Annotated in this window: 26 protein-coding genes and 1 pseudogene; 13 read left to right on the top strand and 14 right to left on the bottom strand. The window is 66.0% G+C overall.

The annotated features are described in order from the left end of the window. Positions 1–9: 9 nt before the first annotated feature. Positions 10–438: an SDR family oxidoreductase gene (locus tag IEY60_RS17190; RefSeq protein WP_189029201.1), complete on the bottom strand. Its 429-nt coding sequence runs from the start codon at positions 436–438 to the stop codon at positions 10–12. Positions 439–689: 251 nt separating this feature from the next. On the opposite strand from IEY60_RS17190, the gene IEY60_RS17185 reads away from it, so the two are divergent. Next, positions 690–917: a DUF6480 family protein gene (locus tag IEY60_RS17185; protein ID WP_189029199.1), complete on the top strand. Its 228-nt coding sequence runs from the start codon at positions 690–692 to the stop codon at positions 915–917. Positions 918–1340: 423 nt separating this feature from the next. On the opposite strand, the gene IEY60_RS17180 is transcribed toward IEY60_RS17185, so the two are convergent. Continuing rightward, complete coding sequence (locus IEY60_RS17180; RefSeq protein ID WP_189029197.1) at positions 1341–1799, bottom strand: MarR family winged helix-turn-helix transcriptional regulator; 459 nt, start codon at positions 1797–1799, stop codon at positions 1341–1343. 62 nt (positions 1800–1861) lie between these two features. Here IEY60_RS17180 and IEY60_RS17175 point away from each other — a divergent pair, with 62 nt between their 5' ends. Then, positions 1862–2230 carry a VOC family protein gene (locus IEY60_RS17175; protein ID WP_189029195.1) on the top strand — a complete coding sequence of 123 codons (369 nt, stop codon included), beginning with the start codon at positions 1862–1864 and terminating at the stop codon, positions 2228–2230. A 39-nt stretch (positions 2231–2269) separates the two neighbouring features. Here IEY60_RS17175 and IEY60_RS17170 read toward each other — a convergent pair whose 3' ends face one another. Further along, positions 2270–2707, bottom strand: a complete 438-nt coding sequence (locus IEY60_RS17170) for a VOC family protein (RefSeq protein WP_189029192.1) — start codon at positions 2705–2707, stop codon at positions 2270–2272. A gap of 379 nt (positions 2708–3086) precedes the next feature. On the opposite strand from IEY60_RS17170, the gene IEY60_RS17165 reads away from it, so the two are divergent. Next, on the top strand, positions 3087–3308 hold the full coding sequence (locus IEY60_RS17165; protein ID WP_189029188.1) for a hypothetical protein: 222 nt from the start codon (positions 3087–3089) through the stop codon (positions 3306–3308). A 208-nt stretch (positions 3309–3516) separates the two neighbouring features. Here the strand turns inward: IEY60_RS17165 and IEY60_RS17160 are convergent, their stop codons facing one another. Both IEY60_RS17160 and IEY60_RS17155 read right to left on the bottom strand, forming a co-directional pair. Then, complete coding sequence (locus IEY60_RS17160) at positions 3517–4341, bottom strand: SGNH/GDSL hydrolase family protein (protein ID WP_189029186.1); 825 nt, start codon at positions 4339–4341, stop codon at positions 3517–3519. After that, positions 4338–4751, bottom strand: a complete 414-nt coding sequence (locus IEY60_RS17155; RefSeq protein WP_189029184.1) for a nuclear transport factor 2 family protein — start codon at positions 4749–4751, stop codon at positions 4338–4340. The genes IEY60_RS17160 and IEY60_RS17155 overlap by 4 nt, the downstream gene beginning before the upstream one ends. A 116-nt stretch (positions 4752–4867) precedes the next feature. On the opposite strand from IEY60_RS17155, the gene IEY60_RS17150 reads away from it, so the two are divergent. The 3 genes from IEY60_RS17150 to IEY60_RS17140 all read left to right on the top strand — a co-directional run bounded on the left by IEY60_RS17150 (position 4868) and on the right by IEY60_RS17140 (position 7675). Then, a complete protein-coding gene (locus IEY60_RS17150; protein ID WP_189029182.1) occupies positions 4868–5458 on the top strand; it encodes a PadR family transcriptional regulator in 591 nt (196 codons plus the stop codon). A gap of 127 nt (positions 5459–5585) precedes the next feature. Beyond that, positions 5586–7061 (top strand): LVIVD repeat-containing protein, encoded by a 1476-nt coding sequence (locus tag IEY60_RS17145; protein ID WP_189029499.1) that lies wholly within the window; start codon positions 5586–5588, stop codon positions 7059–7061. Continuing rightward, entirely contained in the window at positions 7058–7675 is a 618-nt protein-coding gene (locus tag IEY60_RS17140) for a DUF305 domain-containing protein (RefSeq protein WP_189029180.1), read from the top strand. Before IEY60_RS17145 ends, IEY60_RS17140 begins: the two co-directional genes overlap by 4 nt. On the opposite strand, the gene IEY60_RS17135 is transcribed toward IEY60_RS17140, so the two are convergent. Then, on the bottom strand, positions 7666–8268 hold the full coding sequence (locus IEY60_RS17135; RefSeq protein WP_189029177.1) for a TetR/AcrR family transcriptional regulator: 603 nt from the start codon (positions 8266–8268) through the stop codon (positions 7666–7668). The genes IEY60_RS17140 and IEY60_RS17135 overlap by 10 nt on opposite strands. A 196-nt stretch (positions 8269–8464) precedes the next feature. On the opposite strand from IEY60_RS17135, the gene IEY60_RS17130 reads away from it, so the two are divergent. After that, a complete protein-coding gene (locus IEY60_RS17130) occupies positions 8465–8776 on the top strand; it encodes a hypothetical protein (RefSeq protein ID WP_189029175.1) in 312 nt (103 codons plus the stop codon). 1 nt (position 8777) lies between these two features. Here IEY60_RS17130 and IEY60_RS17125 read toward each other — a convergent pair whose 3' ends face one another. Beyond that, positions 8778–9893: a sensor histidine kinase gene (locus IEY60_RS17125; protein WP_189029174.1), complete on the bottom strand. Its 1116-nt coding sequence runs from the start codon at positions 9891–9893 to the stop codon at positions 8778–8780. Next, positions 9886–10569, bottom strand: coding sequence for a response regulator transcription factor (locus tag IEY60_RS17120; RefSeq protein WP_189029171.1), 684 nt, complete (start codon positions 10567–10569; stop codon positions 9886–9888). Before IEY60_RS17120 ends, IEY60_RS17125 begins: the two co-directional genes overlap by 8 nt. A gap of 89 nt (positions 10570–10658) precedes the next feature. Between IEY60_RS17120 and IEY60_RS17115 the strand changes: the two genes are divergently transcribed. The 3 genes from IEY60_RS17115 (at position 10659) to IEY60_RS17105 (ending at position 13061) form a co-directional block, all read left to right on the top strand. Further along, on the top strand, positions 10659–11252 hold the full coding sequence (locus IEY60_RS17115; RefSeq protein ID WP_189029169.1) for a M15 family metallopeptidase: 594 nt from the start codon (positions 10659–10661) through the stop codon (positions 11250–11252). Continuing rightward, entirely contained in the window at positions 11249–12583 is a 1335-nt protein-coding gene (locus IEY60_RS17110) for a DoxX family protein (RefSeq protein ID WP_373291721.1), read from the top strand. Before IEY60_RS17115 ends, IEY60_RS17110 begins: the two co-directional genes overlap by 4 nt. A gap of 103 nt (positions 12584–12686) precedes the next feature. Next, positions 12687–13061 (top strand): hypothetical protein, encoded by a 375-nt coding sequence (locus tag IEY60_RS17105; protein ID WP_189029167.1) that lies wholly within the window; start codon positions 12687–12689, stop codon positions 13059–13061. A 7-nt stretch (positions 13062–13068) separates the two neighbouring features. Here IEY60_RS17105 and IEY60_RS17100 read toward each other — a convergent pair whose 3' ends face one another. Next, a complete protein-coding gene (locus tag IEY60_RS17100; RefSeq protein ID WP_229739900.1) occupies positions 13069–13533 on the bottom strand; it encodes an SRPBCC family protein in 465 nt (154 codons plus the stop codon). Further along, on the bottom strand, positions 13530–14480 hold the full coding sequence (locus IEY60_RS17095) for a formylglycine-generating enzyme family protein (RefSeq protein ID WP_189029165.1): 951 nt from the start codon (positions 14478–14480) through the stop codon (positions 13530–13532). The genes IEY60_RS17100 and IEY60_RS17095 overlap by 4 nt, the downstream gene beginning before the upstream one ends. Positions 14481–14739: 259 nt before the next feature. Here IEY60_RS17095 and IEY60_RS17090 point away from each other — a divergent pair, with 259 nt between their 5' ends. Next, positions 14740–17097: an arylsulfatase gene (locus IEY60_RS17090; RefSeq protein ID WP_189029163.1), complete on the top strand. Its 2358-nt coding sequence runs from the start codon at positions 14740–14742 to the stop codon at positions 17095–17097. Between the two features lie 17 nt (positions 17098–17114). Then, positions 17115–18284, top strand: a complete 1170-nt coding sequence (locus tag IEY60_RS17085; RefSeq protein ID WP_189029161.1) for a DUF2254 family protein — start codon at positions 17115–17117, stop codon at positions 18282–18284. A gap of 68 nt (positions 18285–18352) precedes the next feature. On the opposite strand, the gene IEY60_RS17080 is transcribed toward IEY60_RS17085, so the two are convergent. Next, on the bottom strand, positions 18353–18673 hold the full coding sequence (locus IEY60_RS17080; protein WP_189029159.1) for an amphi-Trp domain-containing protein: 321 nt from the start codon (positions 18671–18673) through the stop codon (positions 18353–18355). A gap of 329 nt (positions 18674–19002) precedes the next feature. On the opposite strand from IEY60_RS17080, the gene IEY60_RS17075 reads away from it, so the two are divergent. Beyond that, positions 19003–20400: a hypothetical protein gene (locus IEY60_RS17075; RefSeq protein ID WP_189029157.1), complete on the top strand. Its 1398-nt coding sequence runs from the start codon at positions 19003–19005 to the stop codon at positions 20398–20400. A 32-nt stretch (positions 20401–20432) separates the two neighbouring features. Here the strand turns inward: IEY60_RS17075 and IEY60_RS17070 are convergent, their stop codons facing one another. From IEY60_RS17070 to IEY60_RS35825, 3 genes and pseudogenes are all read right to left on the bottom strand, one after another. After that, complete coding sequence (locus IEY60_RS17070; RefSeq protein WP_189029155.1) at positions 20433–21548, bottom strand: fatty acid desaturase family protein; 1116 nt, start codon at positions 21546–21548, stop codon at positions 20433–20435. Between the two features lie 58 nt (positions 21549–21606). Next, positions 21607–21909, bottom strand: coding sequence for a DUF1214 domain-containing protein (locus IEY60_RS35830; RefSeq protein WP_229739899.1), 303 nt, complete (start codon positions 21907–21909; stop codon positions 21607–21609). Between the two features lie 54 nt (positions 21910–21963). Further along, a pseudogene (locus IEY60_RS35825) lies at positions 21964–22645 on the bottom strand (DUF1254 domain-containing protein). Between the last annotated feature and the right edge of the window lie 109 nt (positions 22646–22754).

The following is a 22754-nucleotide window of genomic DNA, read 5'->3' as shown; positions in this document are numbered from 1 at the left end:
TTCCCGGAATCAAAGAATGGGTCTGCCGCCGGTGACCGCGAGCCTGGCACCGGAGATGTAGCTCCCGTCGTCGGCCGCGAGCAGGACATAGGCCGGCGCGAGCTCGGCCGGCTGTCCTGCCCTGCCCAGCGGGGTGTCGTCACCGAACTTCGCGACCTTCTCCGGCGGCATGGTGGACGGAATCAGCGGCGTCCAGATCGGGCCGGGCGCCACACTGTTCACCCGGATGCCTTTGTCGCCCAACAGCTGCGCGAGGCTCGCGGACAGATTCGCGATCGCCGCTTTGGTGGCGGCGTACGGTGTCAGGGTCGGATTGGGCATGTCGGAATTGACCGAGGAACTGCCGATGATCGACGACCCGGGGCGCATATGCGGATTTGCCGTCAGTTTTCCCGAGCCGCGGTAGCTGCTCTCCCCGCAGTCCGGAACCGGTGACATCTGCGCCTGGACGCCGGGAACTTTCTGCTGCTGTTCGGGAAATCCCGTGATCGAAGCCCTCCGTTGGTCGACTGCCGTCCTTGGGCGATACCGCGATTTGCCGCTGGTAAACAGCGGGGGTGTGCACCGGCAAGTCGCCGGACCGCCCGGAGTCGGTCACGCAACCAAAGTTGCGGGAACCTGATTGAAGACGATGGCAGCGTCTATTGCTTCGGTAAGTGCAAACGGTTAGGGAGAGGAGATAGGTAGAGATGAACTCCATGGATCCTGATCCAGACAAAACCCCCGACCTGGAACCAGGAGGTGGTGTTGCACCCGGATCGACCCCACCGGAATCTGCCCAGACATCGGGATTGTCGGCTCCGGAGCCGCGCACCAGCCGCCATTTTCCGCCGACCGGTGTTGCCGCGATTGTCGTGGCGGTGCTGTTCGTGGCCCTCTTCCTGGCGGTCGCGGTGGGACTGGTGCTCGCGATGTGAGATCGATCCGGCATGCGATCCTGAGCAGGATACGATGCTCGAGCGTTGCTGGAGACCGAAGTTCCTTCGCGAAGAGACTGAATCTCGTTATGGAGGGTTCCGCATGCGTGTCGTTTCCGTCCTCGCAACACTGACAGGGGCAACCGCGATATGGCTGACACTGTTGTCGGCACCGGCCATGGCCGAGGTCGCCGCCCGTGCCGACACCGAGACGCTGGTGTCCTTCGAATTCGGCCCAGGCGGAGCCCGCAGTGAGTGTCACAGCGGAAAATTCCTGTGCGAGCCGAGCGAATTCAAATGCGACAACGACAGATGCGTGCAGAAACAATGGCTGTGCGACGGTGACGACGACTGCGGTGACGGATCCGATGAGCGGAACTGCCAGTAGAACCGGCTGTCCCCGGTGGTGTGCCGGCGAACGAACTATGCGCCGTCGTTGCCTTCGCGCAGGGAATGGATCATGCTCCGCAGGCTCCGGAACGCATCCGACTGCTCGGTCTCGGTCATGCGCGCCAGCATCCTGGCCTCGACGGATCGGACCGCTGCGCTCGCCTTCTCGAGGCTGCGTCGGCCGCGAGGGGTGAGCCGCGTGGGAAGCGCCTTCCCGACGGGTGCCTCCGCGGGCCTGGTCACGTAGCCGTCTCGTTCCAGGGTCTGGAGCAGTACGTTCATCGTCTGCCGGGTCACGAACGCGCCTCGCGCGAGCTCGGAGTTCGACAAGCCCGGTCGTTGAGCCAGCAGTTCGAGGCAGGAGTAGTGCGTCACGCTCATCCCGAGCGGCCGCAGCACCTCCTCCATGGCTGCGCGCAGGGCGCTCGACGCCTCTTTCAGCAGGTAGCCCAGTGACGTCTCCAGGTCGACGCCGACACCGTCTTGACTCATGTCAGTATTCTGACATAGGTTGCCTGTGTCAGAAAGCTGACACGAAGACAAGGAGCATCATCATGCCCGTCACCGGCCCCGACTTCATCTCGCTCCAAGCGCGTGACCTCGACGCTTCGCAGGCGTTCTACGAGCAGTACCTCGGCCTTGTCCGCGCGCAGGCCGGACCGCCGCACGCTGTCGTCTTCGAGACGAAGCCGATCGCGTTCGCACTCCGCGACATCGTTCCCGGCACCGATCTGGCCTCCACCGCTCAGCCCGGCATCGGTACCGCGATCTGGCTCCACGCCACAGACGTCCAGGCCATTCACGATGCGCTGGTCGCCGACGGGCACACCATCGTCTCCGCACCGATCGACGGCCCCTTCGGTCGGACATTCACCTTCGCCGACCCCGACGGCTACCGGATCACGCTCCACGACCGCGCCTGACGCCGTCGGATCACCCGGGGGGATGGAGCCGCCCCGAACTTATCCGAGTTCTTCGGCGAGCCCGATGAGCAGACCTTCGGGACCACGGATGTAGCAGAGCCGATAGGCTTCCTCGTACTGAACCACTTCGCTGCTGACGAGCTGCGCGCCGTGCTTGCCGAGGCGAGCGAGCGTCTCGTCGATGTCGTCCACGGTGAACATGACGCGCAGGTAGCCCACAGTGTTCACCGGAGCGTTCTGCGGACCGGCGAGCACATCTGGCACGAGGAAGCGCGAGAGCTCGAGTCGGCCGTGGCCGTCAGGCGTGCGCATCATGGCGATCTCGACGCGCTGGCCGCCGAGGCCGGTCACGCGTCCGGCCCAGTCACCTTCCACCATGGCTCGACCCTCGAGTTCGAGGCCGAGCTCACCGAAGAACTCGATCGCAGCCGCAAGGTCTTCCACGACGATGCCGACGTTGTTCATCCTGACTGGCATGGGGTCATCCTAGAGAACCCAGCGGTCGGGTGACCGGTGACGAACCTCGTCGAACCGGCATCTGCTCGTCATTCGCGATCAACCAGCCGGCGAATCCGTCAGGGCGGCAGCGACTTCGGCGGCAGCGCGTTCGCCGGACTCGATGGGGGAAGCTGCCGGGCATCTCCCTCCCGGCTCTTCGCGGGATAGCGGCGTGCCCGTGTCGGCGGGCTGGGGAGGGCACCCGAATTCGCGCGCTGCGCTGCTTCCTGCCGATTGCCAGCTCACTCCCAGCCGAGACCGAGCGTGCCCGAAGGAACGGCCGCAACCATGGGCGGTGTCGAAAGTTGAACACCCGAAGGGCGCACACGCCCATCGGCCGGATTCGAAGGAGAACTCCGTGAAAGTCCTCGCGACCACGGCGGCGAAGGTGGTCATCGCCGGCGGTGTCGCCGCCGCACTGATCGGACTCGGCGCCGGAGCCGCCAGTGCCCAGCCGCACGACAGCCCCGACCCGGGACGTCCGGGCCCCGCTCACCAAGAACCACAGGCCGGACATCAGCAGGGCCCACAGCGGCACGGCTTCTGGTTCCTCGACCGCTGGGTGCCGTTGCCCTGGTGACCGGACCGGCCGTTCACCGACCACGGTGAACGGCCGCTCCGTCGATACACCGCATCGCCCGCCTCGGCCGACCAGGACCAGCTTCCGTACTCCGAAGGTTCGAAACTGAGGACGAGGGCGGGTTGCGGATTGTCCAGGCGCACGTTGATCCCCAGCCGCTCGTGTCGTTGCTCGCGCGGAACGGACGGGCTGCGGAGCTCGACGCCTTCTACCGTGGCGAGGCCGACGCACGAGAGTCGGCCGTTTCCTCGAAACGGGCCAGCTCGGGTCGCTTGGCGACACGGCCGTCGCCGGAGGAACGTCCCGTCAGGCGGCGAAGCAGCCATGGGCCGAGAAAGGTTGCCAGCCAACGTAACTCGGTGCCGACCTGTGCTGCTGGATGTCGCTGGGGCAGAGGCGGGGACAGTGGCGTGGTCCAGCTGTCGTCGGATCCGGGCAGCTGCAGTGCCTGGGCCAGGGCATCGGCGATGCGCTGGTGCCCCAACGGGCTGGCATGCAAGCGGTCCGAGGACCACAGGCGGGGATCGGTGACTACCGCGTGATCGCAGGTTTCTGCCACGACCACACCAGGGCGCGCGGCGGCCTCGCGGATCACGGCGTTGAGCGCGACGGTGCGGGCGGCGATGGGGCGGGCGAGGGGCGTGATGCGGGTGATATCGGGAAAGGTCAGCGTCGCCACTGTCGCACCGTGGGCGGTCAATGCCTCGAACATCGCTTCGAGATGCCGACCCACCGCATCGGCGTCGAAATCCGGTCGCAGGAGATCGTTCATGCCGGCGATCACGGTGGCGACGTCGGGTCGCAGCGCCACCGCGGCATCGAGCTGATCGTGGCGAATCTGGCTCGCGAGCTTGCCGCGCACGGCGAGATTGGCGTAGAGCAGCGACGGGTTCGCTCGCGCCATCGACGCCGCGAGCCGGTCGGCCAGTCCGATGACGCCGGTTCGGTCGTCGCCGTCGCCTACACCTTCACTCTGGCTGTCGCCCAATGCGACATACCGTGCGAAGACGGGCGCGCTGTGCTGGTCGCTCACGCGGAGGTCTTGCCTTCGATAGCCTCCCGCGCTTCCTGCTGGATTCGCGGGTACTCCTCGGCCATCCGGGCGGCGAGCGCCTGGGCAGCCGAAAGCGGCCGCACCATCACCGTGAACGCATCGATTTTGCCGTCGGCGTCGAAGTGCAGGAAATCGCAGCCCGACAGCTGCAATCCGTCCACGGTGGCCTCGAACACCAGCGCGTGATCACGACCGTCGGCGGCGGCGATCTCCCGCACGTACCGGAAGTTCTCGAAGACCCGCAACACCGCACGCAGGATCGCCGCTGTCACCGGCTTGCCCGGATACGGCGCGAAGGCGACGGGACTGGTGAACACCACATTGTCGGCCAGCAACGCTTCCATAGCGTTCTGGTCCCGGGCCTCCACCGCGGTTCGGAAAGGGTGCACCGTGCCTCCTAGACAAATAATTGACTAATTTCCGTCGACGCTAGCGCTGACAAGAGCAGGTGTCCAGGGATTCCACTAGTCAACTTTAGTAGTGTCGATGCTGCTAGGGTGGTCGGATGGCGTTACGACACGCGGTGCTCGCCGCCCTGCTCGAGGGAGAGGCGTCCGGCTACGACCTTGCCAAGGAGTTCGATGCCTCGGTGGCGAACTTCTGGATGGCGACCCCGCAACAGCTGTACAAAGAGCTCGAGCGCATGACCGCCGACGGCCTCATCGAAGCGCGGGTGGTCGAGCAGGAAAAGCGCCCGAACAAGCGGCTGCACTCCATCACCGACACCGGCCGCCGCGCCTTGCACGCCTTCGTCGCCGATCCCACCAAGCCCACCGTCATCCGCGACGAGATGCTGGTGAAGGTTCAGGGGATGGAGGCCGTCGACGAGTCGGCCGTCGAGGCTGTCCTCATCGAACGCCTTGGCTGGGCACAGGCCAAACTCGCTCGATACGAGCGGCTCCGTGCGCGCCTGCTCGACGGCCGAAGCGAACACGCCTATCTGAGCGAGGCCGCGCGCATCGGCTCCTACTTGACCCTGCTGCGCGGAATCTCCTTCGAGCAGGAGAACATTCGCTGGTCCGAGTTCAGCCTGAGCGCCATCCGGCAGCGACGAGCGTCGGCGGCGAACAGTCCGGCCGCCGATCCGCGGCCTTGAACTGACCACACCAAGTCGGTGACTTGGAATATTGGCTGTTTCGGTCCGCGGGGATATCGCCACGTCGTAGCCTCGGTGCGTGAAATATGCAGCGGTGGTTCGATGCGGGGTCGTCGCGCTCGTCGTGATGGCGACCGGTGGGTTGCCGAGTACCGCCTCGGCTGATCCGGTCGCGCAGTTTTTGGAGATCGAGCGGAACGCCGTCGCCCGCGCGCAGTGCGGGGAAGGTTCGCTGCCGGAAACCGGTGTGCAGGGCGAGGTTCCGTTGGCCGACCGCAACAGCGGGCGCAGCCGGCAGGGGTATCGCTGCAATCTGACATTGGTCGGCCAGTATCAGGGACAGGGGGCGGGCATCGTCAGCCCGACCTACGAGCACTGCTCCTACACCGGGTCCAACTGGCCGATGGGTTTCCTCTCCGACCATCCCGGCGTTCAGGTGCTCGATGCCTCCGATCCGGCGAATCCGAGGTTGTCGACCACTCTCACCGAACCGGCGATGCAGGGCGGCACGTGGGAATCGCTGAAGGTGAACCACGAACGCGGGCTGCTCGCCGCGACCGGTGTCGGGATCGGCTACGGCGCAGGCTATTTCTCGATCTACGACATCTCCGAGGACTGCGCGCACCCGCGACTGCTCAACAGCGGCCCGGGTTCGCAGCTGACGATGCCGCTGCCGATCACCACGCACGAGGGCGGATTCTCACCCGACGGCCGAACCTATTGGGCGGCAGGCACTCTGCCACCCGGATTGCTGCACGCGATCGATGTCAGCGACCCGGGCAATCCGCGCGTGATCTGGACTGGATCGACGGGCCTGTCCAATCACGGGTTCGGCATCAGCCCCGACGGAAACCGCATGTATGTGTCGACCCTGGCCGGTATCACGGTGCTCGACATCAGTGCGGTGCAACGCCGCGACCCCAATCCTGTTGTGCCGCATATCTCCCATCGGTTCTGGCTCGACGGCCAGTTCACCCAGCACACGATTCCGATCACCAAGGACGGCGAGCCGTTCATCCTGACCGTCGACGAGGCGGGCTCGGGCGGAGTCAAGATCATGGATCTTGCCGACGAACGCAATATCCGCCTGGTGAACACCATCAAGCTCGAGATCAATCTGCCCGAGAATGCCGACCGGTGGGCGCAGTCGGCGCAGGGGGAGGGGCTGTTCGGGTACGACGCGCACTACTGTTCGGTGGATCGGGCCGAAGATCCCACCACGCTGGCGTGTGGCTGGATTCAGTCCGGCATCAGGGTTTTCGACATTCGTGACCTGCGCGATGTCCGCGAGATCGCCTATTACAACCCGCCAGGGCAGGTCGGCAAGAAGCAGGAGTTGGTCAATTCCCTGCACGCCGATACCCATCCGATCCTGATGGTGCCACCGCTGACCGGAACCATTGCCGTCGGCCGTGCGCTGCTCGAAGGCGCCATCTCGGCGGGCGACCTCACCAGCGACCGGGCGAAACTCATCGGCGCCGATCTATCGGCGGACTGGTGCTTCTCGCCCCCGGAGTTCCACGGTTCACAACTGTGGGTCAGCTGCATGGACAACGGATTCATGGTGCTCGACCTGGACGACTCGGTGTTCCCGCCGCGATGACACGCGCAACGGTATCGGCTGTCGCCCTTGTCCTTTCGCTGCTGCTCGGCGTCGGCGTCGGCGCGCTGTGGTCGCCGCGTTCGGAGTCGCCTGCGACCACGGTATTGACGTCGACGGAGATCGGTTTCGCCCAGGACATGGCCGCCCACCATGAACAAGCGATCGTGCTGTGCGACGCGGTGACCACCAACGTCGATCCGGCTGTCACCGCGCTGTGCGCGCAGATCCGCACCACCCAGCTGAACGAGATCGGTGTACTGCGCGGCTGGTTGCAGCTGCTCGACCAGCCGCAGGCCGCCGCGGTGCCGATGGCGTGGATGGGCGCCGGTCACCAGCACGGGCCGGGTGCGCTGATGCCGGGGATGGCGACCTGGGCCGAGGTCGACGAACTGCGCAGACTGTCGGATCCACGCACTGCGGAGGTTCGCTTGCTTGAGTTGATGATTCGCCATCATCGAGGCGGGATCGACATGGCCAACTATGCCGCGCTGCACGCCTCGTCGATGTCGGTGATCCAGGTCGCCGGGCAGATGGCCAACGAGCAGAGCGGCGAGTTGTCGGCGATGTCGGTACTGCTGGCCCGTCGCGACGGTCAGGCGCTGCCCTATCCGTGAGTGCCGGGCTCGGCCGAGATCGCGGCGAGCAGGAGCGTTCGCGCCTGCGGCCAGTCGACGAGACCGGCCGAGGCGATCGGCAGCGGCGCCATGACGACCAGGCCCCGCATCGTGGCCACGCACGTCAGGATCCAGTCGGCGAAGTCGGGCCGGGTAGCCAGGTCGGGCAGGGCCTGCTCGACCATCGCGATGGCCAGCGCGTGCGCGGTGTCGACGCCCGCGGCGATGTGCTCGCGTAGATCGGCATCGGTGCGTGCGGCGAGCAGCAATTCGGTGATGACGTGGGCGATGGGGAGATTGTGGATCTCCCACAGCATGTCGAGCGCTTCTGCGTACCGCTGCGGTCCGGCGTCGGGTAGCGCGCGCATTCTCTCCTGGGCCTGCTCGGACAACCCCACCGCGAGCTGCAGCAGCGCGGCCTCCACCAGCGCGGTCTTGGTGGGGAAATGATGCTGCAGTGCGCCTTGGCTCACCCCGGCCCTGCGAGCGACCGCGCGGACGGAGGTGCCCGCGTATCCACATTCCTCCAGGGTCGCCACGGTCGCGTCGAGGATCGCCTCGCGCGCCACGGTGTGCTTGGCCGCGCGAGTCACCGCAAGCGCTCCGGAATGAACTCCATACCCGCGAGCATAGGTAATCCCGCGACACCGATTCATCGGCTCACCGTGGATTTCCGATACGCGGACGATATGTGGTCGGCCCTACGGTGTGGGCCATGTGTCAACAGCCCCAAACGTCCATGCCCCCAGCACCATTCGTCACCGCAGGCGCAGTTGGGAAGGGAACTCGGTGAAGACCATCCTCAAGCTCGCGGCCGGCCTGATAGTGGGAATGGCGATACTCATCGGCGGCGTCGTCGGCCTCACCCAGGACGAAGTGACCTGCGGGGGAACAACGATGAGTGCAGGTGATCTGTGTGAGGAGACCTCACGCAGCGGGAAAACGACCATGAGCGATTACGAAGACCAGCGCTCCGACGGCCAGACCGGCAAATGGATCGCCGTCGGACTCGGCTCGCTCATCATCGTCGTTTTCGGTCTCGGCGTGATTGGCACGCTGACCACGGACCGGCAGTCGCGGTCGCAGCGAACACCGCGCTGACTCACGGAGTCGGTTGATCGGCGCGAGAACTCAGGCCCGTCGCCGTGGGAAGTTGCACCGTGACGCACAGCCCGCCTGCCGGACGGGGAGTGAGGGTGAGGGTTCCGGAGTGTGCTCGGGTGATGCTGTCGACGATCGCCAGGCCGAGCCCGACCCCGGAGTGATGGGTGCGGATGCGTTCGTTGCCGCGCTGAAACGGCTCGGCCAGAGTGGACACGAGCTGCGGGGTGAGCGGGATCCCGGTGTTCTCGACGGTAAGTATCACCGTCCCGGGGGCAACGCTGGTCGTGACCCACACGGCGCCCCGGCTCGGCAGGTTGTGGACGATCGCGTTGTGCACGAGGTTCGTCGTCATCTGCAGCAGCAGGGCGTGCGAGCCGATGGTGGGGGCCATGTCGCCGGAGGTTTCGAGGGTGATGCCGTGTTCCTCCGCGAGGGAAAGCAGCGTTTCGGTGGCTTCTTCCGCGAGGAGCGACAGGTCGACGGGTTCTCGGGTGAAGGATCGTTGATCGGCGCGGCTGAGCAGGAGCAAGGCTTCGGTGAGGTCGATCGCCCGGGTGTTGACGGCATGCAGCCGGTCGACGAGTTCGCCGGTGTCGCGGCTGCGATCGTCGCGGGCCACGTCGAGAAGTGTCTTCGTGATCGCCAGCGGGGTGCGCAGTTCGTGGGAGGCGTTGGCGGCGAATCGCTGTTCTTCGGCGACGTGTGCCTCGAGCCGGGCCAGCATGGTGTCGAAGACGTCGGCGAGTTCACGGAACTCGTCCCGGCGGCCCGGCAGCCGGATGCGGTGGGACAGTGAGCCGTTCGCCGCCAGGCGGGCGGCGGCGGTGATGCGCGACAGCGGCGTGAGCATCCGGCCGGCGAGAATCCAGCCTCCGGCGAGACCGAATGCCAGCAGAAACGCCAATACCACGGTCACGAATGGCGCGAAGGCGCGCAGCAGGCTGCCCCGGTCGATCCAGAAGTCACCGGTGGCGGTCTGGATCCAGCCGTCGGGGAGGTAATACAGGTAGAAGACGAACACGGCGGCGATCAGCAAGGTGCCGACGAGCATGATGAAACCGGCGTAGCTGAGGGTGAGTTTGAGGCGAACGCTCAATCCGGGCGCTCTATCCACGGTCTGCTCCGTCCCGCCCGGTGGTGATGCGGTATCCGACTCCGGCGACGGTAGCGATGATCCAGGGCTCGCCGAGACGTTTGCGCAGGGCCGAGACGGTGATCCGCACCGCGTTGGTGAACGGGTCCGCGTTCTCGTCCCACGCCCGCTCCAGGAGTTCTTCGGCGCTGACGACACCGCCCTCGGCGGCGACGAGGACTTCGAGCACCGCGAACTGCTTGCGGGTCAACGCCACGAAGTGGCCGTCGCGGAAGACCTCGCGACGGAACGGATCCAGCCGCAGGTCCGCGATCTCCCGTACCGGTGGTCTGCTGTGGGCGCGCCTGCGGTCGAGTGCCCTGAGCCGGAGAACGAGTTCACGCAGATCGAACGGTTTGGTGAGGTAGTCGTCGGCGCCGAGTTCGAACCCGCTCGCCTTGTCGTCGAGCCGGTCGGCGGCGGTGAGCATCAGGATCGGCATGCCGCTGCCGGAGGCGACGATGTGTTCGGCGATCTCGTCACCGGAGGGGCCGGGGATGTCGCGGTCGAGGACGGCGATGTCGTAGGTGTTGATGCTCAGCAGTTCCAGGGCGGTGTCACCGTCACCGGCGGTGTCGGCGGCGATCGCGGCCAGGCGCAGGCCATCACGGATGGCTTCGGCCAGAAAGGGTTCGTCCTCGACGATCAGTACGCGCATAGACTCTCGACTCTCCCCGACGGGCACTATCGTCGGCGTATCGAAAACTGGATACGTGCGGGCAACAGCTCGTTGCCTTGACTGAAGGTATGAACCCTAGCGGACCAGCACCGACAGTCACTCCTCGTTTCCGGCCGATCATCTTCACCGCCCTTGTCCTCGTCGGCGCGGCGGCGGCCGGCGTCCTCGTCTACCAGTCGCAGGACTTCTCGGCCGCGCGGTCCATCGGCCTTCCTGTCGGTGACCGTCCACCGCCCGGCGCGACCGTCTTCGACGACGAGGACGCGTCCGTCGCCAACCTCGACCCCGACCTGCTCGATGCCCTGCGCCGGGCTGCCACGGATGCGGCCGACGACGGAATCCGATTCGTGGTCAACAGCGGGTGGCGCTCCGCGCGGTACCAGGAACAACTACTGCGTGAAGCGGTGTCGAAGTACGGCTCGCGCGCCGAAGCCGCCCGATGGGTGGCCACCCCCGACACCTCGGCGCACGTGTCCGGGGACGCGGTCGACATCGGGCCGATCGACGCCGCGGCATGGCTGGCCGAACACGGCGCCGGGTACGGGCTGTGCCAGGTCTATATCAACGAGCCCTGGCACTACGAACTGCGCGCCGACGCAGGCGAATACGGCTGCCCGCCCCGGTACGCCGACCCCACCGAAGATCCGAGGATGCAGCAGTGATCAGCACGCTCGATGCGGACCTGCCCACCGCCCCTCGGGTCGACCGGAATCCGCCGACGCAGTTCGCGTTCCGATTCAGCGTTCTCTATTTCGGCATGTTCTGCCTGCTCAACAGCTATATCCCGTTCGCGCTGTTCGGCATCCTCAGCCAGTGGACCCGCAGGTACACCGGGCCGTGGAACATGTCCCTGACCGACCCCGTCACCGGTTGGGTGGGCAGAACGGTCTTCGGGGTCGACGCGGTGCAGCACGCGGACTCCGGCGCCGGGGATCAGGCGGCTGTCTGGGTGCTGGTGTTCTGCCTCCTGATAGTCGCGACGGTGGGCACCGCCGTGTGGACGGCGTTCGACCGTCGCACCTCCCACCCCCGGCTGTCGGCCTGGTTCACGCTGTTTCTGCGGGTGTGCCTGGGCGGGCAGATGCTGGGGTTCGGGTTCGCCAAGCTGATTCCCACCCAGATGCCGGGCCCGACGCTGGCACAGCTGTTGCAGCCCTACGGCGAAATGAGCCCGGCCTCGGTGCTGTGGCTGCAGGTCGGCAGCTCCTATCCGTACGAGATGACGCTCGGCGCGGTGGAAGTCGTGGCCGGGCTGCTGTTGTTCGTGCCGCGGACCGCGGTACTCGGTGCGGCAGTGAGCTTGGCAAGCACGGCGCAAATACTGGTGCTGAACATGACGTTCGACATCCCGGAAAAACTGCTCGCCGCGCACCTGCTGCTGATCAGTCTGGTGCTGCTTGCCCCATACCTGCGACGACTCGTGAATGTGTTCGTGCTGGACCGCGCGTGTGAACCGCTGACCCAGCCCCCGCTGTTCACCGACAACCGGAAAAACCGCATCGCACTGTGGATTCAGGTGGCCCTCGGACTCTGGATCGCGGTGGGTAGTGGCTATGACCGGTGGGTGGTCTGGCAAGAACAGTACGGTGCGGCCAGCCCCAAGTCCGAACTGTACGGAATCTGGGAAGTGCGCGGCTTCACCCTCGACGGGCTGTCGGTACCGCCGCTGACGACGGACGAGAATCGTTGGCAGCGACTAGTTTTCGATGACCCAGGGCAAGCGACATACCAGCGGATGAACGGTGAACTGGTGCTGGTGCAAGCCGCCTTCCGCCCTGCCGGACAGCTGGAACTGACCACGATGGCCAATGGGGAGGTCGGGCGCCCCTTCGCGACGCTGACCACCGAGCAACCCACACCGGACCGGCTGTCACTGCACGGGACACTGAACGACCGCTCGGTCACGATCACCCTGGACCGGGTGGACCCCAGCGCATTCACTCTGCGCAGCCGCGGATTCCACTGGGTGCAGGACTACCCGTACTTCCGGTAGCCGAATGTGACCACATCGAGGTCGAATTTCCTGTGCCGCCAACGCTATACGAGCTGCGTCACACTTCGAATTGCAGGGCGGGTGGCCCCGTAATGTCAGTGCGATGAACGGGTATCTGCTGGCCGCGGGCCTGACCGCCGCGGTGGTGTCGGCGATCCACATCATCGCCGGACACGTCGATCCGGTGCGGCCGCTGCTGGCCAGCTCGATGGCCGACGTCCCGAAGCGAACCATGCACGCGGTGTGGCACATGGTGAGCGTCGACCTCGTCGCCACCGCGGCGACGCTGCTCGCGTTGGCGTGGTGGCAGCCGGCGGGGACCGAGCTGGTCGCGATGCTGACCGCCGCCCGGTTCGCGGCGTACACGGTCGTTTTCCTGGTGATCGCGTCGCGCCTGCCGGGTCGCGCGCCGTTGCTGCGCCTTCCGCAGTGGCTCCTGCTGGCACCGGTGGCGATTCTGGCCGGGCTCGGGGGTTGATGAACGGTCACGGCATCGATTCGAGCTGCTGCTCGAGATTACGCAGGGTGCGGTGGATGTTCTTGCGCTGGAACTCCACGAAGGTGTCGCCACCGGTGGCGACCCGGTCGAAGACCTGAACCACCGCATCCGGCCACCGCTCGCGATCGTCGTGCCAGGTCTCGGTGACCCGAGTGCCACCGTTCTCCGGCGCGAATCGGTAATCCCAGGTGGCGATCCCGCCGCGCAACCACGGCCGCCGGACGCCGATCGCGTCGACCCGGAACGCGAACCGCTGCCCCGGATCCGCCGCGATCACCACGCAGCGAGTCACCCAGCGCGCAGCGCCCCGCTTGTTGAACCCCTCGAATTCCATTCCGACATACGAGGATTCGCGCTCCTGCGCGACCTTCGCGCCGCGGTTCTCCGGACTCCACCGGCCCATCAGGGTCGGATCGCTGAGCGGGCGGTATACCGACGGCGGGTCGGTCACGGTCGAACGATCAACCGGAATCCCAGATGTGAGGTCGAGGTGTCGACAGCTTGGGCCATTCTGGCCGCAGGCCGGTACCGCCGGCAATAGTTCGGGGCGCACAGGTGTGAGCCGCCTTTGATGACGCGACGGCCGATATTCGAGTGATCACGGCTGCTCTCTTCCGCGCCGCCGCGCGGATCCTCGGGGACACAGCAGGAATGGGCCGGGCGCTTGTGCTCGGTGTACCAATCCCGGGTCCATTCCCAGACATTGCCGATCATGTCCGACAGTCCATAACCGTTGGGCGGGAAAGATCCGGTGGGCGAGGTCCCTTCATAACGGTCGATTCGCGTGTTGTGGTGGGGGAATTCGCCGTGCCAGGTATTGGCCATCAGGGTGTTACCGGGTTCGAATTCGTCGCCCCAGGCGAATTCGGCGCCGTCGAGCCCACCGCGGCAGGCGTATTCCCATTCGGCTTCGGTCGGAATTTCTTTGCGGGCCCATACTGCATATGCCGCGACGTCGTCCCAAGCGATATGCACCACCGGATGGTCGGGTCGCTTCTTGATGGACGTGCCAGGGCCCTGTGGATGTCGCCAGTTCGCGCCGGGAACCCAATGCCACCATTGATAGGGCTGGTCAAGGCGCACACGGTGATCCGGCTGAATGAACACCGACGAGCCCGCGACCAGTTGGTCCGGGTCGGCATCGGGGTAGTCGGCCGCGGTCGGGGCGCGCTCGGCGACCGTGACATAACGGGTACGGGAGACGAACCGGGCGAATTCGGCATTTGTCACCGGATGCGAGTCGATCCAGAATCCGGGGACCGAGACCCGGTGCGCCGGTGCTTCCTCGGGGTAATGGTTGTCCGAGCCCATGGTGAAGGTGCCGCCCTCGATCCATACCAGGTGTTCCTGCCGAGGGCGATCACTGTGCAGTGGTTGCTCGCCGGGGATCCTGTTCATATCGTTGCCCTTCCGATGACCGGCGGATATCGCGGGAGACAGTCCGAGCTTCGCTGTCACGACACTGTAATCCCTCACCAGGCAAGGGTGAACTTTCGATCATGATCGCGGTATCCACCGAGTGCCCGGTGTAATGTCGGTCGGGTTCGCAGGACCGGCCATATCCGAAGGCCTGCAGGGAACTCGCCGCGATTCCTCTCAGCGAGGAGCGCCGCGGATTCGCCGCGCATCGGTATTCCCTCTGTGAGGAGTCTGCCCCATGGCTATTCCATTCCGCGGTGTTGTCAATCTCGACATCCGTGATTCGGTCCCGGATTGGGGCCCCTATCAGCAGCCGAAGGCGGCGCCGGGCTCGCCGAACATCGTCTACATCGTGCTCGACGACGTCGGGTTCGGCGCGATGAGCTGCTACGGCGGCCCGATCGAGACGCCGAACATCGATCGGATCGCGGCGAAAGGTCTGCGCTACAGCCAGTGGCACACCACCGCACTGTGTTCGCCGACCCGCTCCTGCCTGCTCACCGGCCGTAATCACACCACCAACGGAATGGCCTGTATCAGCGAGTGCGCGGTCGGATTTCCGGGGGCGAACGGTCATATCCCACCGGAGTGCGCCACCCTCGCCGAGGTTCTGGTCGAGCAGGGCTACAGCACGGCGATGGTCGGCAAATGGCATCTGTGCGCCGAGGACGAGATGAACCTGGCGTCCACCAAACGCAACTGGCCGATCGGTCGCGGTTTCGAGCGGTTCTACGGTTTCCTCGGCGCCGAGACCAACCAGTGGTATCCGGATCTGATCCACGACAACCATCCGGTCGAGCAGCCGTCGATGCCCGAGGACGGCTACCACTTCAGCGTCGACATCACCGACCGGGCCATCGAATACATCGACGACGTCAAAGCGATCGCTCCCGAGCGTCCGGTCTTCCTCTACTACGCCCCGGGCTGCGCGCACGCGCCGCATCACGCGCCGCGCGAATGGGCCGACCGCTACCGGGGCAGGTTCGACGCGGGCTACGAGGTGATGCGCGCCGAGATTCTCGAGCGGCAGAAGCAGATGGGCCTGGTCCCGCAGAACACCGAGCTGCCACCCCTCAACCCGATCGGCACGCCCGAGACCCGCAGCGGGCCCGACGGCGAGCCGTTCCCGCCGCTGGACTACACCCGGCCCTGGGACACCCTCTCCGGTGACGAACAGCGGCTGTTCTCCCGCATGGCCGAGGTGTATGCGGGTTTCCTGTCCCATTGCGACGATCAGATCGGCCGCTTGCTCGACTACTTGGAGCGGATCGAGGAACCCGACAACACGATCATCATCGTCGTCTCCGACAACGGGGCCAGCGGTGAAGGCGGGTCGGACGGCTCTGTCAACGAGAACAAGATCGCCAACGGCGTCCCGGACGATCTGGCCGAGAACATGGCCAAACTCGACGAGTTGGGCAGCCCGACGACCTACAACCACTACCCGAACGGGTGGGCGATGGCCTTCAACGCCCCGTTCAAGATGTGGAAGCGGTACTCGTTCAACGGCGGCACCTGCGATCCGTGCGTGATCTCCTGGCCGGCCGGAATCTCTGCCCACGGCGAGACTCGCGATCAATACCATCACGCCGTCGACCTGGTGCCGACGCTGCTGGACTGCCTCGATGTCGACCTGCCCGACATGGTGAAGGGACATGCTCAGGTGCCGCTCCAAGGGGTGAGTATGCGCTACAGCTTCGACGCGCCCAACATCCCGACCGCCAAGCACACGCAGTTCTACTCCATGCTCGGCGGGCGCGGGATCTGGCACGACGGCTGGAAGGCGGTCACCACGCACCCCACCCTCAGCGGCTGGAGTCACTTCCCCGACGACACCTGGGAGCTCTACCACACCGAGGTGGACCGCGCCGAGATGCACGACCTCGCCGCCGAGGAGCCAGGCAGACTGGCCGAACTCATCGGCCTGTGGTTCTACGAGGCGGGGACCAACCAGGCGTTCCCGCTCGACGACCGTTCCGCCGTGGAAATCCTCACCACCCCGCGCCCGCAGCTCGCGCCACCGCGCCACCGCTACGTCTACCGTCCCGGCGGCGCGGAGGTACCCGAGGCGGTGGCGGTCAACATCCGCAACCGCTCGTACTCGATCGGCGCGCTCGTCGATCTGCCCGAACCGGGCGCCGCCGGTGTCCTGTTCTCCCACGGCGGCCGTTTCGGCGGGCACGCGCTGTATGTCAAGGACAACCGGTTGCACTATGTGTACAACTTCCTCGGCAGCGAGGAACAGCGTATCGATGCGACCGAGGACCTGCCGACCGGCGAGAACCTGATCTTGGCGGCGTCCTTCGACAAGGACGGCGAGGACCCGCCCGGCACCGCCCACGGGCTCCTGAGCCTCTACTACGGCGACCGGAAGGTCGGTGAAGGCCGAATCCGCACCCAGCCCGGCAAATTCAGCCTCACCGGGGAGGGACTCAATACGGGACGCGACAGCGGCGAAGCCGTCACCCAGGACTATCCCGGAACGCGACCGTGGTCGTTCACCGGCGGAACCCTGCACCGGGTGGCTGTCGACGTGAGCGGTGAACCGTTCATCGATCTCGAACGCGAAGCCGTCGCGATGCTGTCGCGCGAGTAGCGGCACCGAGGTCAGCCGTGGCCGTCCTCGCCAGGGTGGTCCGAACCCGCCGCGTGCGCGCAGGCCTTGCCCAGCTCGTCTTCGTCTTTGTCGGGCTGGGCGCAGGCTTCGCCGTCACGCGGATAGCGTGGGGCCCTCGCGTGGCCAGTGCCCAGGTGATCGACACGCTCCTGGCGATCGGGCTCGGTGTCCTCGGTGCGGTGGCGGTCATCTTCTCGCTGCTGTTCCTCGTAGTGCAGTGGGTGACAACCGCTTTCACGCCGCGGTTGATGCTGTTCCGCGACGACCCGATCGTCTGGCGGACCTTCGGCTTCGCCCTCGGACTTGCCGTATTCTGTGTCACCGCCGCCCTGGCCATCGGCAAACAACCCGAGGTCTCGGCGGGCGTGCCGCTCCTGGCGATGGTGCTGGTGCTGGTACAGATCGCCCTGTTGCGAACATTGCAGTTGCGGGCCTTTTCCGCCATTCAATTGGCTCCGGCGCTGGGCGCGATCGCCGCCCGCGGGCGAAAGGTGCTCGGCGCCGCGTACCCTGAGCACGGCGAGGTCTCGCCGGCTCGATCCCCACTCCTGCCGCCACACATGTCGGTTGTCTGGCAGCACCCTCCCATGGTGCTGCAACGGGTCGAGGTCGACCGGCTGATCGATGTGGCGACTGCAGCGAACGCGGTCATCGTCGTGTGGCAGAGTCCTGGTGCCACACTGCATCGCGGCAGTCGTGTCGCCGATGTCTACGGCGGGAAGCTGTCCGAAGCCAGTGTGCTGCAGGGGCTGATCGTCGGCAACGAACGGACTTTCGACCAGGACCCTCTGCTCGCGTTCCGGCTGCTGGCCGATATCGCGCTGCGCGCAGTGTCTTCGGCGGTGAACGACCCGGCGACCGCGGTCCAAGCCTTCGACGAGCTGGGGGATCTGCTCGGATCTGTCGCTGCGACACGGCTCGATCCGTTGCGCCGCACCGACCACAACGGCGTCGAACGGCTGGTCATCGACCTGCCGGGATGGGAGGAGTTCCTCCGCACAGGTGTCGACGACATCATGTACGCCGCCAACGCGCCGATGGTCGTCACGGCCCTCCGGGACATGCTGCGCCGGGTCCGAGACCGCGCTGATCCCGACCGCACCGAACTGATCGACCAGCGGCTGACCTGGCTCGACGACAGGGTCACCGAGCGCAACCTCACCTGAGCCCGCGGCGAGCACCGCAGCGGAGGCGCTCGCCGGTCGAGCAGCGATTCGGCGGTGCTGCCGGTGACCTACTTGGTGGTCGTCTTGCGCGCTCGCCCGCGACGCGCGGCCTTGGCTGGAGCAGCCGGCCGCGATTCCGATGTCGCGTCGGCATCGGCGGCCGGATCGTCGTGCCAGCTGATCTCGATCTCGATTTCGGTCTTGTCGCCGTCGACTTCGATCTCGAGCTCCCATCGGAGACGGTCGGCAACGACGATCTCGAGCGAGTCGTCATTTGCTGTCAGTTCCACGTCGGGGCCCCGTGCGATGGCCTGTCCGATCGCGATGAGGCGCTCGGATACCTCTTTGCGGGACAGCTCGGCGTTCCTCTTGATCTCCAACTTCGGCACGACGACTCCTGACCTGGGTTCGGTATGGCCGGCTTGCTGCTCGGACCATCTTCCTCGGTACAACTCGGACTTCGCGCTGCCTGCCGGTGCCTGTGTCGTCAAGATCGGCTGGTCACGCTATTCCACCATTGACCGCCCGTGCCTGTCACCGATCGTGATTCACCCGTTGTCCTGCTCGGGTGCGGTTCGCAAGAACTCGAGACGCTGGTCCTGTGGTGAAGCGTCGGGGAGATCGGGGACACCGGGCTTCACCCGTTTCGGGGGATGTGCCTGGCCGCCAGGCTGCCAGGGTTGGGAGCGAGCAGAAGTTGTCACAGTGAAGGAGGATCGTGAATTCCTCACCCGGATCCGACGAGCCCCTCGACGCGACCGAGCGCGAGGAACTTCAGTGCCTGCGACGGGAGCTGGCAGCGCTCCGCGCCGAACGCAGGGAGGAGGAGCCTCCGGCCGCGGCTTCTTCGGGTGGCCCTGCACGGGCGTCCGGTCACCGGATGTTGCGCTGGACGGGCTCGGCTGTGCTGCTGGTGTTGGTCGCGGTCCTGTCCTTCTCCGCGGTTCTCGCCCGCTACACCCACAATGAGCTCCTCGATACCGACCGCTATGTCCAGAAGATGGCGGCGCTGGGGTCGAATCCGGTTCTGCAGGCAGAACTCACCGATCAGATCACCGATGAGATCGTGACCCGCCTCGACATCGAGGCCGTCACTACCGACGCACTGCTGTCGATCATCGACAACGCTCCTCGCGTGCCACCCGCCGTGGTCGGGTTGGCGCCGGTGATCGCGGATCAGGCGGAGTCCTTCGTGCACCGGACGGTCGAATCGTTCGTGTCCTCCGACCAATTCGAAGCCTTGTGGATCCAGGCCAACCGGCAGGCGCATCAAGCGCTGGTAGCCGTGCTGACCGGGGAGACCCGGCCCGCCGTCCAGATCAGCGACCAGGGCACGGTCAGCATCTCGCTGGCCCCGATCATCGACCGAGTCCGCGCCGCGCTGATCGATCGGGGGTTCGCGTTCGCGGACAAGATCCCCACGATCGACGATTCGTTCGTGCTGTTCGAATCGCCGGAACTCGTCAAGGCGCAACGGGTGACCTCGGCGATGGAGAAGGCCTCTGGGGTGCTGCCCTGGTTGGCTCTGCTGGTGGCCGCAGGTGCTGTCTGGGCGGCCCCGAGAGGCGCGCGCCGACGCGCCATCTCGCTGGTCGGGGTCAGCATCGCGGTCGCGATGGCGCTGCTGGCGATGACGATCACCCTTGGCCGGTCGCTGTACCTGGGGGCCGTGCCGGCGGAGGCGCTCTCCTCGCAGGCGGCCGCGGTGCTGATAGATACCATGCTGGTCCCGCTGCGCACCATCCTGCGGGCGGTTTTCGCGCTGGCGGTGGTGATCGCGCTCGTCGGCTACCTCACCGGATCGTCCCGGTCCGCGGTCGCGGTCCGCGGCGCCTGCAGGAAGGCGCTCGACGCGATGCGCGTGCCGAAGGACGGGCGGGCCCCGTATCCGATCGAGTCCGCGGTCGCGCAGTTCCGTATTCCGCTACGGGTTGTCATCGTCGCGATCGCGGTGACGACCCTCGTATTCTGGCCGTACCCGTCGGGCGCGGTGGTGGTGGTGACCGTGTTCGCCGCGCTGGTGGCCCTGCTGGTGGTGGAACTGGTGGCCCGGCCCGCGCTGGTCGAACGCGACTCGCCAGTTGGAGCGGCGGCAGTGGTCACCCGGAAAGAGTGAGCACTGCCCTTGCCTCGGAGCCTACGGTGCGCTCAGGGCATCTTCGCGCTCATTGCTGGTTCAGCGGAATCACCAGTCCTCGTGTCGACGGACATCTCGGCACCGACGGTGCGCAGGGGAGCGCCGACGTGATGCAGGTGTTGCAGCGCCTCGCGGTATGAGGAGATCAGGCCGGTTTCGTGGTAGGGCACGCCGATTTCGGCGCAGTAGTCGCGGACGATCGGCTGGGCGTGCCGCAGGTTCGGTGTCGGCATGCTCGGGAAAAGGTGGTGTTCGATCTGATAGTTGAGCCCGCCGAGGGCGAGGTCGGTCAACGCGCCGCCCCGGACGTTGCGGGAGGTCAGGACCTGGCGACGCAGGTAATCGGGGCGGTCGTTGCCGGTCAAGGTCGGCATGCCCTTGTGGTTCGGGGCGAAAATGCAGCCCATGTACAGGCCGAACAGGCCCTGGTGGACAGCGAAGAACACGAGGGCTTTATCGGCGGGCAGCACCGCGAACAGTGCGGCCAGGTAGACGGCGAAGTGGCCGAAAAGCAGTGCGCCTTCCCATGCGCGGTGTTTGACCGACCGATTTCGGAGCGCTCGCACGCCGGCCACATGGAGGTTCAGGCCTTCCAGCAGCAGGAGGGGGAAGAACAGGAACGCCTGCGCCCTCCCGATGAGACGAGGCAGCCCGCGGCTCGACCGTGCCTGCTGTTGCGACCAGACCAGAATGTCGGGCGCGACATCGGGGTCGAGTTCCTCGTGGTTCGGGTTGGCGTGATGGCGGGTGTGCTTGTCCTGCCACCAGCCGTAGCCGAGGCCGATGCCCGCGTTGCCGACGAGTCGTCCCACGAGCTCCGTCGGCTGCCGTAGCCGGAAGACCTGACGGTGTGCGACATCATGCATGACCAGGGCGATCTGAGCGAACGTCACTGCCATGAACCCCGCGACCAGCAGCGTCCACCACGAATCGCCGACGAGGACGAACGCCGCCCAGCCTGCCACGAACGCGACCCCGACGAGGCCCAGCCGGACGGCGTAATAGCCGGGCCGCCGGTTCATCAGCCCCGCGTCGGAAATCCGGCGCAACAGACGGGCGTAATCACCATCGGCGCCACGCCGCGGCGACGGTGGAGAAGACTCGGGGACCAGAGCAGATGTCGTCATGACTCCGAAGCTAACGACGAGAATCTCGTTGCTCGTAATCCCTTGGTATGGCATGGCATCACACTGTGGTGTGATGCCGGATGCCCGCCGCGGTTGTGGGTACCCGCGTCAGCGTGCCTTGTGGACCGGGTGCGGGGTCCAAGTTCCGTCGAGAGCTTCGGCGCGCAGCGTAGAGGCGCATGGTGATACCGACCGGGCCGCTGGGCGCCGGTAGCCAGTTCGATTCGTGGTCAGGCCCCGGGTTCTTGCGGGAGACGTGGATGTCGAGCGATCCATCCGGATTGTGCTGCAAAGGATCTCGGTCGCCGATAGCGAATCGGTCGCGTTCGATAGGGACCTGGAACCCTTCGGCGTCGTACATGGTGATCGACCAGAATGCCGCGGCCGTTGTCAGTTTCCCCGCGTCGAAAGTGGATCACGTAGTCGGTGTCGCCGACGAGTGGGTCCCCGTCGGCGTCGGTGGCCGGCAGCGGCGGCGCCTGCTTCGATCGCTTCGAGGTCCCCGGCGGAGAACCGGGTCTCGTCGAAGTCCTGGCCTGGCGTGATGCCCAGCAGTGCGATGCGCGCGAGCTGGGAGAAGTCGCAGTGGTTCGGTCTCGGTGACCAGGGCGGGGTCCGGGGCGAACCGTGTCGTGTCGGCCAGTTCGGTGATCCGCAGTCCGTCCTGGAACTTGTTGACCGCCGCGTAGTCGGCGGGCCCGTTGGTTTGGGTTCGACCGATCATCCAGGCATGGAAGGTGGGGCGTGAATCACCGGGACTCCGGCGGGCAGGTCGCCGCTGTATCCCGGCCCCACGATGATGAAGTCTTGTTCGGCGGTGCCGGTTGTCTGTTTGCCGGGGTAGGCGAACACATCGGTCCATGCGTCCAGGATCGGAGCATGAAGTACCGGTCACCGCTGTCGGGAACATGGACACGCACCGGACCGCGGGTCAAATCCAGCCACGCCGATGAATACAGCGTGTCGAAATTCGGCCGCACGACCGCACGAAAGTCGACATCCGGAAACTCGCGGATGTGGTGGAACTGGTTCGGAGGTCCGAAACCCGGGGTGGAGCCGACCGGTGAGTTGGTCTGCTGCTGACGGGTGACATCCATCGTCACCAGCGAGTACAGGTAGACATACGCTTCGTAGCTCAGAGTTTGCAGATCACCGGACAATACGCTCACGACGCCTCCGTTGTCGATCCGCAATCCTGTCGGGATT

It is taken from the genome of Nocardia rhizosphaerihabitans (assembly GCF_014646295.1).
GTDB classification, from domain to species: Bacteria; Actinomycetota; Actinomycetes; order Mycobacteriales; family Mycobacteriaceae; genus Nocardia; species Nocardia rhizosphaerihabitans.
This window is presented reverse-complemented; position numbering and strand designations above follow the sequence as displayed.